At 56.6% G+C, this 13532-nt stretch carries 12 protein-coding genes; 7 read left to right on the top strand and 5 right to left on the bottom strand.

Features of this window, described 5'->3' with window-relative positions:
- Positions 1 to 56: 56 nt before the first annotated feature.
- Positions 57 to 1022 (bottom strand): aromatic ring-hydroxylating dioxygenase subunit alpha, encoded by a 966-nt coding sequence (locus P156_RS0107630; RefSeq protein ID WP_027869616.1) that lies wholly within the window; start codon positions 1020 to 1022, stop codon positions 57 to 59.
- 190 nt (positions 1023 to 1212) lie between these two features.
- On the opposite strand from P156_RS0107630, the gene P156_RS12025 reads away from it, so the two are divergent.
- The 4 genes from P156_RS12025 to P156_RS0107610 all read left to right on the top strand — a co-directional run bounded on the left by P156_RS12025 (position 1213) and on the right by P156_RS0107610 (position 4326).
- Entirely contained in the window at positions 1213 to 1602 is a 390-nt protein-coding gene (locus tag P156_RS12025; protein WP_081818505.1) for a PadR family transcriptional regulator, read from the top strand.
- Entirely contained in the window at positions 1559 to 2785 is a 1227-nt protein-coding gene (locus tag P156_RS0107620; RefSeq protein ID WP_185752167.1) for a DUF2812 domain-containing protein, read from the top strand. The genes P156_RS12025 and P156_RS0107620 overlap by 44 nt, the downstream gene beginning before the upstream one ends.
- A gap of 95 nt (positions 2786 to 2880) precedes the next feature.
- Positions 2881 to 3645 (top strand): ATP-binding protein, encoded by a 765-nt coding sequence (locus P156_RS0107615; RefSeq protein WP_027869614.1) that lies wholly within the window; start codon positions 2881 to 2883, stop codon positions 3643 to 3645.
- 15 nt (positions 3646 to 3660) lie between these two features.
- The gene (locus tag P156_RS0107610; RefSeq protein ID WP_027869613.1) at positions 3661 to 4326 is read left to right on the top strand and encodes a Crp/Fnr family transcriptional regulator; all 666 of its coding nucleotides are present in this window, start codon (positions 3661 to 3663) and stop codon (positions 4324 to 4326) included.
- Positions 4327 to 4824: 498 nt separating this feature from the next.
- Here P156_RS0107610 and cysK read toward each other — a convergent pair whose 3' ends face one another.
- From cysK to nifS, 4 genes are all read right to left on the bottom strand, one after another.
- Entirely contained in the window at positions 4825 to 5757 is a 933-nt protein-coding gene (gene cysK / locus P156_RS0107605; RefSeq protein ID WP_027869612.1) for a cysteine synthase A, read from the bottom strand.
- An 18-nt stretch (positions 5758 to 5775) separates the two neighbouring features.
- Complete coding sequence (locus P156_RS0107600; protein ID WP_027869611.1) at positions 5776 to 7059, bottom strand: O-acetylhomoserine aminocarboxypropyltransferase/cysteine synthase family protein; 1284 nt, start codon at positions 7057 to 7059, stop codon at positions 5776 to 5778.
- 311 nt (positions 7060 to 7370) lie between these two features.
- Complete coding sequence (gene nifU / locus P156_RS12020) at positions 7371 to 7745, bottom strand: Fe-S cluster assembly scaffold protein NifU (protein ID WP_034802381.1); 375 nt, start codon at positions 7743 to 7745, stop codon at positions 7371 to 7373.
- Positions 7746 to 7756: 11 nt separating this feature from the next.
- Positions 7757 to 8944, bottom strand: a complete 1188-nt coding sequence (gene nifS, locus P156_RS0107590; RefSeq protein WP_027869610.1) for a cysteine desulfurase NifS — start codon at positions 8942 to 8944, stop codon at positions 7757 to 7759.
- 739 nt (positions 8945 to 9683) lie between these two features.
- Between nifS and P156_RS0107585 the strand changes: the two genes are divergently transcribed.
- The 3 genes from P156_RS0107585 to pepD all read left to right on the top strand — a co-directional run bounded on the left by P156_RS0107585 (position 9684) and on the right by pepD (position 13444).
- A complete protein-coding gene (locus P156_RS0107585; RefSeq protein ID WP_027869609.1) occupies positions 9684 to 10091 on the top strand; it encodes an Rrf2 family transcriptional regulator in 408 nt (135 codons plus the stop codon).
- Positions 10092 to 10472: 381 nt separating this feature from the next.
- Complete coding sequence (locus tag P156_RS0107580; RefSeq protein WP_027869608.1) at positions 10473 to 11399, top strand: ROK family glucokinase; 927 nt, start codon at positions 10473 to 10475, stop codon at positions 11397 to 11399.
- Complete coding sequence (gene pepD / locus P156_RS0107575) at positions 11396 to 13444, top strand: beta-Ala-His dipeptidase (protein WP_051600817.1); 2049 nt, start codon at positions 11396 to 11398, stop codon at positions 13442 to 13444. The genes P156_RS0107580 and pepD overlap by 4 nt, the downstream gene beginning before the upstream one ends.
- Positions 13445 to 13532 lie beyond the last annotated feature (88 nt).

Here is a 13532-nt window from a genome sequence, read left to right as displayed (position 1 = left end):
CAGGAACGTAATGAGCGACGGGAGCGATCCCGCCGCTTTCTGGGTTTACATGGCCTCTACTGGGTTTTCAGTTTCTCCCGCCGGCTGCGGTATTCGATGATGGGGCGGTCGGCTGCCACCAGGTTTTCTTTCATCCGCAGGGCGGACTGTTTGGGCAGCTGGGTTTCCACGATGCGTTTGTCCTGCTTCTCCACGATGCGGTTGGCGCGGCTGCCCAGCCAGGCGATGGCTTTGTCCAGGGGGCGCAGGCCGGTGATGCGGTTGTAGAACCGCAGAGCGATGATGCTATGCTCCTCGTCCACCGGAACAAAAAAAGCCAGGATCTGGATCTTGTCCGACACATGATTCAGCCACATATTGGGGAACTTGAAGGTCAGGTTGGTGTCCTTGATCATGCTTTCCTCGTCGGAGAGAGGCGTCTGCCCTTCGTCCACGGCGTTGTTGGCGCTGGTCTGCAGGGTATTCTCGTCCAGCCACCTTACCTTGGGGCCGTTGGCCAGAGTCTTGCCGCCTCGGCCGATGGTGGTCCGGTGCACAAAAGGTAGGTGAGAAACATCCAGCTGGTTCTCGATCACCCGGGAGTAGTGCACGCCCCACGCATCCTCCGTGTGGTCGTAGGTGAACGCCGGGTCGGTGATGAGGTCGAACACGTCCGGATCCCCTTGCGGCTCTCCTTCGCCGTACCACAGGAAAAGGATCCCGCCGATCTCCCGCAGAGGATAGCGCTTCAGATGGAAACGCTCCAGGCTGGCCGTGTTGGCCCGGCCCTCAGAGGGGATGAACACACAGGCACCACGGGTGTCGTACTCGAGGCCGTGGAAAGGACACTGGATGTGGCCGTTCCTGACGTTTCCCTTCGCCAGGGAGGCGCCACGGTGAGCACAAAGCCTTTCGACGCAGGCCGCCTCTCCGGCTGTTGTACGGAAGAACACCAGGTCCTCGCCGAACCGCCGGGCACCAACCACCTTGCCCGGCTTCAGCACATGGGAGGACAACACTGCATACCACATATTTCTGATCATACAATCACCTCCTTGTGGGGATATTACCACATTATATCAGGAATGAAACCGGATAAAAAAGAAGAAATCAAAATTTGATGGCTCGTGGACGCTTGACAATATCGTAAAACGATAGTATGATGGAGAAAATATCGTATTACGATAATAAGCGTCAGGATATATGTGTTTCTTTCGCATAAGGAGGTGTAACATGCCGAGAAGAACATTGGAGCCTTTGACAGAGGCGATGTTCTATGTGTTGCTTTGTCTGCACGGGCGGAGCATGAGCGGGATGGAGATCGCGGAGCACGTGGAACGGCTGACGGATGGGCGGGTACGGCTGGGACCGGGAACGTTGTATGCGATCCTCGCCACGTTTCAGAAGGAAGAGGTGGCGGAGAAGCAGGTGCCGGAGGGGCGTCGGATCCCCTATGCCATTACGGAACATGGGGAGGAACTCTACCAGAAGGAGATCGCCAGGCTCCGGTGCTGCCTCGCGGACGCGGAAAAAGAGGAATGGAGCATAGAGAGAGAGGAAAGACAGGATGGGGATGATCGTGAAACGATTCAGTATGGATCTGCTGAGCTGGCACCCGTTTGAATACATTGAGAATTGGTATGCGGAGATGTCCCGGCAAGGGCTTCACTACTCTGGAGACAGTAAGTTCTTCGCTCTGTTCGAGGAGGGGAGGCCGGAGGAGCGGCGGTATAGGATCATACCGAAATCCAAAGAGGAGATGGGAGAAGAAGAGCTGGGGTATTACCGGGAAATGGGATGGAATCTCGTTGGAGAAAGCAGGGAGCACGCGGTTTTCTATGCCTGTGATCCGGGTGCTCCGGAGATCTTCACTGACGAGGACAGCTACCATAGGCATACGAGGACAGCTACCCGCCGGAAGGTCGTGGAGCTGGTATCCAGTTTTATCTGGATCATCGTGACGATGCTTAACCTGTATAATAGTATGTTGGCGGATGGCAGATACCATGCTGTGGATCAGTATGGGAAGGGGCTATATGTCGCCGGCATCACCGCCTGGCTCCTGATGGCTGTCTTCTGGAGTCTTTCCGTGGGGAAAGGGCTGCTTCGGCTGAAGCATCAGCGCAGTAGGTCGGGACAGTCCGGGGGATCCTCTCACCGGAAGGCGCTCCTGCTCAGCAGCTGGATCGATCTGGGAACGATGGTTGCGGTCTTTGTCTCCGCCGTGATACTCATCATGACCCTGATTGCCAAAGACGATCCACTTGTGGGGATCGTAGATGCAGAGAAGAACATGGAGGCCCTGCGTTACCAGGGAGAGCATCCTGTCATGCTCCGGGATTTTGATGCGGATGCATGGGTGGGGTTCCTAGAGAACCTGCAGAAGGATAGAGACAAGGGGTCCTTGGATTGCGAGTATTCTGCGATGTCGGTCTCCGGTCATCTGAGCAGAGAGAAGGCGGTGGAGCGTGCGGTGTACCAGCCGGATGACGGCTCGTCGGAATTGCCGGTGCTGTTTAGCTATGAGAGCCTCTACCTCCAGATGAAAAACAAGGCGGATGCCATGCCCTATCTGAAGGAGGAGATACGTGACGCTCTATGGGAAGATCTTGGCCGAAAGAAAAAGCTGCCGAAGCCTGTGTCCCTGGGAAATGCTGCTCCCGGATTCGATTATGCAGGCTATTATGTCGGGCAGAAGGAGAACAAGGGGGTCCAGCATCTGTTTCTGAAGCGAGGAGATGTGCTCCAGGTTATAAAATACAAGGGAGAAAAGGATCTGAGGAAGAGTCTGGATCGATTCCAGTGAACACGGACGAAAAATCTCCAAAATGTGGTTTTGACAACAGAAATGTCGGCCGCAATGTACTATACTCTCTTCAGAAAGTGAAGGAGGAAGAAGCTATGATTCGTAAGATAATCCATATAGATGAAGAGAAATGTAATGGCTGCGGGCTTTGTGCCAGCGCGTGCCACGAGGGCGCTATCGACATCGTGGACGGAAAGGCCAGGCTGGTGCGGGAGAATTTCTGCGACGGGCTGGGGGACTGCCTGCCCAGTTGTCCCACCGGAGCCATCACGTTTGAGGAGAGAGAAGCGCCTGCCTACGATGAGGCGGCGGTGAAAGAGAGTCAGAGACAGAAAGTACAGGAGGGAACCATGAACCATATGCATGCGGGCGGCGGATGCCCGGGGTCGAAGATGATGCAGTTTCAGAGGGCGGAGAGCGCTGCACAGGAGGGCGCAGTGCCGAGTGCGGCTACAGGGGGAGAGGCCGCGACCGCGACAGGCATCGTCCGTCCATCCAATCAGTTGAACCAGTGGCCATGTCAGATCAAGCTGGTGCCTGTTCAGGCGCCATTCTTTGACGGGGCGAAACTGCTGATCGCGGCGGACTGCACCGCTTATGCCTATGCTAACATGCACGAGGATTTCATGAAAGGAAAGATCACCCTCATCGGCTGCCCCAAGCTGGACGAGGGGGATTATACGGAGAAACTCACCGCCATCATCGCGAACAACGACATCAAGAGTGTGACCATCGTGCGCATGGAGGTGCCTTGCTGCGGAGGCCTGCAGATGGCGGCGCAGAACGCCATCCAGGGCAGTGGAAAGTTCCTGCCCTGGCAGGTGGTGACCATCTCCAGAGACGGACGAATCCTGGAGTAGGGAGATGTGGATCAGATGACGGATAGATTCCCGAAAAACAATCTGCTCTTCCGCGGGATGTCGGAACAGGAGCGGGCAGACTGTCTGGAGGCGCTGGCCACCGGCACCAAAACCTATCAGAAGGACGAGCTCATCCTTCTGGCGGGAGATGTGACAGACCGGTTGGGGATGGTGCTGTCTGGCAGCGTGACCATCGAGACCAACGACGTGTGGGGCAACTGCACCATACTGAGCCATGTGGGGACAGGGCAGGTTTTTGCGGAGACCTACGCCTTGTTGCCGGGGGAGGTGTTGCTGGTCGATGTGCGAGCGAATGAAGACTGTGAGATCGGTTTTGTGCGAGTGGGGTGGATGTTGCGGGAGAAGGCTCCCGTAGCGACCTGGGCGGAGAAGTTCCAGCGGAACCTGCTGCAGATCACAGCGCAGAAGAACCTGGCCCTTTCCGGCAGGAGCTTTCATACCGCGCCCAAGAGCGTCCGGGGACGTGTGTTGTCCTACCTGAACGCCATGTCCCTGCAGAACCGGTCCACCGAGTTCGACATCCCCTTCGACCGGCAACAGTTGGCCGATTACCTGAACCTGGACCGGACCAGCCTGTCCAAGGAGCTGGGCCGCATGAAACGAGAGGGAATCATTCAGTGCCGGAAGAACCACTTTCGGTTGCTGAAGGGAGAAGAGTAGTGAAAGATTCGTACTGAGGCGATCTCAAAATGAGATTGCCTCAGACCTTAGACACAGAAACCCATATAACGAGCGCGCCAGAAGTTTTGCCATGCCCGGAAATTCCTTCGTTTTGTTGGGATGGCCCATTCTGAAGGAATGCCAAAAAATATTTCCTTCAGATTACATGAAACAAGTCATATGAAGGAACTTTTTTTTTGCTTTCCTTCAGAATACCCGAATTGAATTCTCGCAAGGAAATGTTGCAGCGTGGGACGGTTCCTCACGCAGAAACGCTGCATTCCTCTGATCTGGAATCACATCAATACCGCCCTGGGAAGTGTGTTGATGGACGACCGTTTCTTTCATTTTTTGACGTGGCACAAAGCAAAAAGTGGTGACAGATCCAGCGACCAGTAGGGGTTATCCCCCACCAGGTGCCAGTTCTGTCACCACCTGTGGTGCGTTGATTTCCCTGTGGGAAGGGGACCGTTTGCCGGATCGGCGAAAGACGCCGGCCTATTCGGTAAACAGCGGGGTGGAGTAGTACCGGTCGCCGCTGTCCGGCAGCAGCACCACCACGGTCTTTCCGGTGTTCTCCGGTTTCTGTGCATAGGCGATACCGGCAGAGAGGGCCGCACCGGAGGAAATGCCTACGGAGATGCCTTCTTTTCTGGCCAGCAGTTTGGCCGCCTGGAAGGATTCCTCGGTGGTCGCCTTGTAGACCTCGTCGTAGACGGCGGTATCCAGCACCTCAGGCACAAAACCTGCGCCGATCCCCTGGATCTTGTGGGGGCCGGCCTTGCCCTCGGAGAGGACCGGGGAATCCGCCGGCTCCAGGGCCACGATCTTCACCTCAGGCTTCTGCTCCTTCAGATACTGGCCAGTGCCGGTGACCGTACCTCCGGTACCCACGCCCGAGATGAACACATCCACCTCTCCATCGGTATCCCTCCAGATCTCCGGGCCGGTGGTGGCCCGGTGTACAGCCGGGTTCGCCGGGTTGATGAACTGTCCCGGGATAAAGCCGCCGGGGATCTTCTCCGCCAGTTCCTCTGCCTTGGCGATGGCGCCGGCCATGCCCTTGGTACCGTCGGTCAGAACGATCTCCGCTCCGTAGGCCTTCAGGATGTTGCGGCGCTCCACGCTCATGGTCTCCGGCATGGTGAGGATGGTGCGGTAGCCTTTTGCCGCTGCGATGGCCGCCAGGCCGATGCCGGTGTTGCCGGAGGTGGGCTCGATGATGACAGAGTCTTCCTTCAGAAGCCCTCTGGCCTCCGCATCTTCGATCATGGATTTGGCAACACGATCCTTCACGCTACCGGCCGGGTTCAGGTACTCCAGTTTGACCAGGAGGCGTGCTCCCAGATCTAGCTCCTTTTCTATATTGGTCACCTCTACCAGAGGCGTGTTTCCGATCAGCTCCAGGGTTCCTTTGTAAATTGTAGACATTGTGTATTCCTCCTTTATCTATTTCGTTGCAGCGAATCCCTTCGCAAGATCCGCGATGATGTCGTCGATATGCTCCGTGCCAATGGAGAGTCGGATGGTGCCGGGGTAGATGCCCTGGTCTGCCAGTTCCTCTTCCGTAAGCTGGGAGTGGGTGGTGGAGGCCGGGTGGATCACCAGGCTCTTCACATCCGCCACATTGGCCAGCAGAGAGAAGATCTCCAGGCTGTCTATGAATTTCCAGGCCGCCTCCTGGCCTCCCTTGATCTGGAAGGTGAAGATGGAAGCTCCGCCGTTTGGAAAGTACTTCTCGTACAGTGCGTGATCCGGGTGCTCCGGAAGCGATGGATGGTTTACCTTCTCCACCTGCGGATGCTCCCGCAGGTACTTCACCACTGCCCTGGTGTTGGCGGCATGTCTCTCAAGTCGTAGCGAAAGCGTTTCCACCCCCTGCAGGAGCAGGAAAGCGTTGAAAGGCGAGATGGCTGCGCCGGTATCCCGCAGCAGGATCGCCCTGATATAGGTCACGAAGGCCGCCGGTCCTACCGCCTCATAGAAGTTCACCCCGTGATAGCTGGGGTTGGGCGAGGCAATGTTGGGGTATTTCCCGGAGGCACTCCAGTCGAACTTCCCTGCCTCTATGATAATACCACCCATGGTGGTGCCATGTCCACCCAGGAATTTTGTGGCGGAGTGGACCACGATGTCCGCGCCGTGCTCGATGGGGCGGATCAGATACGGCGTCCCGAAGGTGCTGTCCACCACCAGGGGGAGGCCGTGCCTATGGGCGATAGCTGCGATCTGATCCAGGTCGGGAATGTCGCTGTTGGGGTTGCCCAGAGTCTCGATGTAGATGGCCCGGGTGTTGTCCCGGATAGCGCCCTCCAGCTCCGCCAGATCATGGACGTCCACGAAGGTGGTCTCGATCCCGTACTGGGGCAGGGTGTGGGCGAGCAGGTTGTAAGAGCCCCCGTAGATGGTCTTCTGGGCCACGATGTGTCCGCCGCCGGCAGCCAGAGCCTGGATGGTGTAGGTGATGGCGGCGGCGCCTGAGGCCAGGGCAAGCGCCGCGCTCCCGCCCTCAAGGGCTGCCACTCGTTTCTCAAGCACGTCCTGGGTGCTGTTGGTGAGACGCCCGTAGATGTTGCCGGGGTCCGCCAGGCCGAACCGGTCTGCCGCATGCTGACTGTCGCGGAACACGTAACTGGTGGTCTGGTAGATGGGGACGGCGCGGGCGTCCGAGGCCGGGTCTGGCTGTTCCTGTCCTACGTGAAGCTGCAATGTTTCAAATTTATAATCACTCATTTTCAAATCTCCTTTTCTGATCCAGTGCGCGATACGGCTCCGGGCAATAGAAAAGCCCGGAAGACTCATCTGCTCCCGGGCATATGGCTAACCTGAATCTCTATCAGTTCCGCGAAATGAGGCGCGCACAAAACCTGCCACCTCGCGGGGCCATTCTACCTGCCCGGGAGTTCGGCATCAGACAACACATCATTTCGGTTCTGTTGACTGTAAGATTGTTTTTCATAGTGTACGCCTCCTTTCCTTCCTTTTCTGTGAATGATGCTATGATACCACTATTGACCTACTATGTCAATAGGTGTAATGTAACTTTATTCATTTTTTTTCTTATAGTTGGACAAAGCCTCTTGAATGGCTTCTTCGGCCAGCACAGAGCAGTGCATCTTGTAGTCAGGGAGGCCGTCCAGAGCCTCCGCCACGGCTTTGTTGGTGAGCTGCATCGCTTCGGACACCGGTTTTCCCTTGATCAGTTCGGTGGCCATGGAGCTGGACGCGATGGCGCTGCCGCATCCAAAGGTCTCGAACTTTACGTCCTGGATGACGTCGTCCTCGATCTTCAGGTACATCTTCATGATGTCTCCGCACTTGGCGTTTCCTACCTCACCAACCGCGTTGGCGTCCTCCAGCGAGCCCACGTTTCTCGGATTCAGAAAATGATCCATTACCTTATCACTATATAATGCCATGTCATTACCTCCTATAATATGTGCTCCGCTTTGCCTTCCGCAAGATCTCTCCAGACCGGGGAAAAGCTCCGCAGGTAGTCCACCACTTCGGCGACGTTCTTGATGATGTAGTCCACCTCTTCCTCTGTGTTGTCCTCACAGAGGCTCAGCCGCAGGGAGCCGTGGGCTACGTCGTGCACCCGTCCGATGGCCAGGAGCACGTGGCTGGGATCCAGGGATCCCGAGGTGCAGGCGCTTCCGGAGGAAGCGCTGATCCCCTTCTGGTCGAGAAGCAGGAGAAGGGATTCTCCCTCGATGCCCTCAAAACAGAAGTTCACGTTTCCCGGAAGCCGGTGCTCCGCATTTCCGTTCAGGGCGCTGTGGGGGATCTGAGAGAGACCAGCGATGAGCCGATCCCGCAATGCGGTGACGCGACGACTGCTTTCATCCATGTTTCCCACCGCCGCACAAAGTGCGGTGGCCATGGCCATGACAGCCGGCACGTTCTCTGTCCCGGCGCGCTTTCCCCGTTCCTGCGCGCCGCCTTCGATCAGGTTGGTGAGAGGAATGCCTTTCCTGACATACAGGAAACCGACCCCCTTAGGCCCATGAAATTTGTGGGCGGAGGCGGACAACATGTCCACCATGTCCGCCTCCACATCGATGGGCAGATGCCCTACCGCCTGCACGGCGTCGGTGTGGAATGGGACGCCGCGCTCCCGGCAGATCTGCCCGATCTGCCGGATAGGCTGGATGGTGCCAATCTCGTTGTTGGCTGTCATAATGGTCACCAGACAGGTGTCCTCCCGGATGGCTGCTTCCAGTTCCTCCAGACGGACGATCCCGTCCTCGTGTACCGGCAGCAGGGTGACCTCGTATCCTTCCGCCTCCAGACGCTTCAGCGTATGCAGGATCGCATGGTGCTCAAAAGCGCTGGAAATGATGTGCTTCTTTCCCTTACGTGCTCCGGCGGCAGCAGCGGAGCGAAGTGCCTGGTTGTCTGCCTCGCTGCCGCCGGAGGTGAACAGGATCTCGCGGGGCTGGGCACCGATGATGGAGGCCACCTGGGCGCGGGCATCCTCCAGCGCCTCCTTTGCCTCCTGCCCGATGCGATAGAGGCTGGAGGGGTTTCCGTAGCACTCTTCCATGTATTTCACCATAGTTTCGATCGCCGCCGGATTCATCTTGGTGGTGGCGGCGTTATCTGCGTAGATCTTCATATCGATTCTCCTTCTGTTTTCTCTTTTCGAGGAGATTATACTCCTATTTACCTATCATGTCAATGGGTGAATAGTGCGAGGGAAAGATGATTTTTTTCTATATAGGTACACCTAAACTAGTGGTCACACGAAGCGTATGTGGGAAAAAGTGTTTGTTGAATACATTATTCCACATACAGGCTTCGGTATCCTGATCTGTAGAACTCTGTAGCGTGAAAATTCCACATGCAGGCTGTGAACCCCTGAGAATGTTGAAAAATCAGAGACAACAATTCCACATATCAACTTAGGATGCTTTAGGATGTAGAAAAATGGGGCGTTTAATTTCCACATATTGCCCTTGAACCCTGGATATGTAGAAAAACCAGAGACAATAGTTCTACATATCAGCGCAGGTAGCCCTAAAAGGTGGAAAGCACCGGACCAAACACTGAAGAGGATCATTCACACATCACGCTCATAATGATCCACCCCTTTAGACAAAAGTCGCTTCTGGCTGAAGAAATCATGATGCGGCTTTGTCTACAGTCTGTCCTTCCCTGTAGGGAAGGTGGATGAACTTCACCTATATCCCATGGACTCAAGGAGTATCTTTGGACGATGGGAGAGGGTCGTCTGGCGGAGATAGAGTTTCTCAAAGAAAGGCGAAACATGGAGTGATCTTTCTCTTGATTTACCCTATTACCCTGCGGTATAATAGGTGAAAAGAATAGGGCTTTGTGCAGAAGGAGGCATAGAAATGATCTCGACGAAAGGACGCTACGCGCTGCGGGTCATGATCGATCTGGCGGAGCATCGGGAGGAGAAATGCGTGCCCCTGCGGACCATCGCGGACCGGCAGGGGATCTCGAAGAAATATCTGGAAATCATCGTGAAGGAACTGGTAAGGGCCGGGCTGATCCACGGTGTCAGCGGCAAGGGCGGCGGATACCGGCTTACCCGCGCGCCGGAGGAGTATCCGGTGGGGGAGATCCTGGAACTGATGGAGGGGACCATGGCCAGCGTGGCCTGCCTGGCGGCGGGAGCAGAGAAATGTCCGCGGGAGGCAGCCTGTCAGACCGTTCCCATGTGGAGGGAGTATGACCAGATGGTCCACGATTTCTTCTTTGGGAAGAGACTCAGCGACCTGGTGGGGGCACCCGTATAACGAGCGCTTGGATTCCCCCCGCCGCTCCGTTTCCCAAACCCTGTATTCCTCTATTTCTTGTTTCCACTTTGCTTCATGATGACCTCTTGGATACCAGATTCTCATTATTGGCGGGTTTCTGTATCCCAAGAGATTATTTTCAACAATCCTGTTCCCCTTGGCTCCATAATTATTAATCGGGATACCAAAAACCGGCTTTTGGAGAAAAACCGTATCCTAAGGTTCTTAGCCGGGGGTTGTGGGAACAGAAAATGGCTCATTTGCAATCCGGGCAACCCATTTCCGTTGGTCATCGTATGACCCATGCCTAAGTACATCCGAGGGTTGTTCACGCACGATCCTGTGCTATAATATATAGGAATAATTTGCAGGGAGGACAATATGGGAAACTATGCATTTGGCATCGACATCGGCGGCACCACGGTGAAGATGGGGCTTTTTGATAATAAGGGTGCGCTTTTGGATAAGTGGGAGATCCCCACACGGACGGAAGAGGGCGGTGCAGAGATCTTGCCGGATGTGGCAGCATCCCTTCTGACGAAGTTGACCGAGCGGGAGGCCTCCACGGAGGACGTGATCGGCATCGGTGTGGGAGCACCGGGGGCTGTGACAGGGAGCACAACTGTCAACCGATGCGCCAACCTGGGTTGGGGCGTGGTGAACGTGGCGGAGCAGCTGAAGGAACTCACCGGTGTCTCCGCCGTCCGCGTGGGCAACGATGCTAACGTGGCGGCATTGGGAGAGATGTGGAAAGGCGGGGGACGCGGGTACCGGAATATGGTGATGGTGACCCTGGGAACCGGTGTGGGCGGTGGGATCATCGTCGATGGGGAGATCCTGGAGGGGGCCTTTGGAGCCGGCGGAGAGATCGGCCATATGACGGTGTTCGATGAGGAGAGAGAGCTTTGTGGCTGCGGAGGACGCGGCCATCTGGAGCAATACGCTTCCGCTACGGGGATCGTTCGCCTGGCTCGCAGGACCGTGCTCCGGGAACGTGAGGAGCTCACAGCCAAGGACGTGATCGACGCGGCGAAGGCTGGGGAACCGGCAGGGGAAACCGCGCTGACAAAGGCGGTCGATATGCTTGGAAAGGCGTTGGCGTCCATCGCCTGCGTCGTAGATCCGGAGGCCTTCGTCATCGGGGGTGGCGTGTCTAAGGCCGGGACCTTTCTGCTGGATAGGATCCGGGAGAGCTACAGGGAGTATGCCTTCCATGCCTCGAAGGATACAGCGTTTGCTCTGGCGCAACTGGGAAATGACGCAGGGATCTATGGTGCCGTGAAGATGGTGTTGGAGGATGGACAATGATCAAGACGGTAATATTTGACATCGGCAACGTATTGGTGAAATTCGAGTACATGCCCTATGTGCGCGAATTGTTGAAGGAGGATGCTCTCATTGAGAAGGTCAACGATGCCATCTGGCGCACGGGATATTGGAACGAACTTGATCGGGGGGAGAATACAGAGGAGATCTTTCGAAAGATGGTGGCGGCGGCCCCTGATTACGAGGATGCGATCCGACGTACGTTTGAGAATGTGGGGCAGTGTATACACCGTATGGACTACGCGATTCCCTGGATCAAGGCGCTTCGAGCTTGTGGACTGCAGGTGCTTTACCTCTCCAACTACGCCCATCACACCATGGAGGTGAATCCCAGGGTGCTGGACTTCCTTCCTTATATGGATGGGGGGATCTTCTCCTGCGATGAGAAGGTGGTGAAGCCGGATCCTGAGATCTTTCGCCGCCTCTGCCACAGATACCGGCTGGATCCGGCAGAGTGTGTGTTTCTGGATGACAGCGAAACGAATGTGGAGGTTGCGGCGGCTTTCGGGATGAAAGCCCTCCGTTTTGTTTCCTATGCGGAGGGGTGCTCCGCGCTGGAGAGGCTGCTTGCTGAAGAAGGCACTCCGGCGCCGGAGAGCCGTGCCGGAATTTGGGAACACCCGGTGCTCCGCCTCTTTGCTCAGTTGAACCGCTATCCACGGGAGTCCGGGGCGGAATGGCCGGTTAGCCACTGGATCCGCACCTGGGCCATCGCCCACGGGATCTGGGTGCGTCAGGATGAGGTTGGGAATCTGGTGCTCCGGAAACCGGCTTCCACAGGCTTCGAGGAGCACCCGGCGGTGATGCTCCAGGCGCATATCGATATGGTTTGTGAGAAGAACACGGACAGCAGGCACGATTTCCGGAAGGACCCCATCGAACTGGCTGTGGACGGAGAATGGTTGACCGCTGCTGATGGTACCACGCTTGGGGCGGATAATGGGATTGGAGTAGCTGCCGCTTTGGCGATCCTGGAGGACGAAGAGCTGGCACACCCTCCGCTTGAGGTCGTGTTCACGGTACAGGAGGAGACCACGTTCATTGGGGCGGAGAGCGTTGATGTAGGGGACCTTTTGGCTACTCGCCTGATCAACCTGGATCATGCCGATGAGCACGAGCTGATCGTCGGAAGCTGCGGCGGCACCGGGGCAGAACTCAGGATGCGGATCGAACGCGCCGCCGCCGGGCAGGAGCCTCGAACCTTCCACATTGCCCTCCGCGGACTGAAGGGCGGGCACTCCGGAGAAGACATCCATCGGGGCAGGGGGAATGCCCTTCTGCTGATGCTCCGCTTGTTGGAGGAGCTGGATCTGCCGGTGGTTGACTTCCGGGGCGGAACCAATCGTCTGGCTATTCCTCGGGAGGCAGAGGCTGTGGTGCTTTGTGCCGACGAAGAGGGGCTGCGGGAGGCGGTGGCCCGCATGGAAGAGATCTTCCGCAAGGAATACTTTGTGACTGCACCGGAGCTCACCATCGAAGTGATGCCGTTGGAAACGCAGTGGCGTGCTCCGCTGAGCCGGGAGAGCTTCCAAAGGCTCAGTGCGCTGCTTCGCACCTATCCCAACGGGATCCTGCAGATGAACGGCAATCTCCCGGGATTGGTGGAAAGCTCCGACAACATCGGGATCCTGGAGATGGATGAGGCGGAGGTGAAGCTGGTGTCGGAGGCCCGAGGCGCTTACCAGTCCACCATCGAAGACGCCAAACGCAGTATCCGTGCGGTGGCGGAACTGTTCGATGCGCAGGTGCGGTTCTTTGACGGTTACGTGCCCTGGGAACCGGTGGCGGAATCCCCGCTGAGGGAAAAGGCGGTGGATACCTTCCGGGAAATGTACGGAGAGCCTATGCAGGAACTGGCCTTGCATGCAGGGTTGGAGTGTGGGTTCTTCGCAGAGAAGATGCCCGGCCTGGACATCATCTCCATCGGCCCGGACTGCCAGTATTTCCACTCTCCTCAGGAGAGGGTGCGGATCTCTTCCGTCGAGCGGTTCTACGACTTCCTGAAAGAACTGCTGGCCAGACTGTGAGTGTGTCAAAAGGGACGGTTCTTTTTGACACACTGTGGCGGGCTTTTCAATAGTTCAAAAAACTGCCGTGTATTTTGTGCAATCTACA

Source organism: Eubacterium sp. AB3007, assembly GCF_000688015.1.
GTDB lineage: Bacteria > Bacillota > Clostridia > Peptostreptococcales > Anaerovoracaceae > Aminicella.
This window is presented reverse-complemented; position numbering and strand designations above follow the sequence as displayed.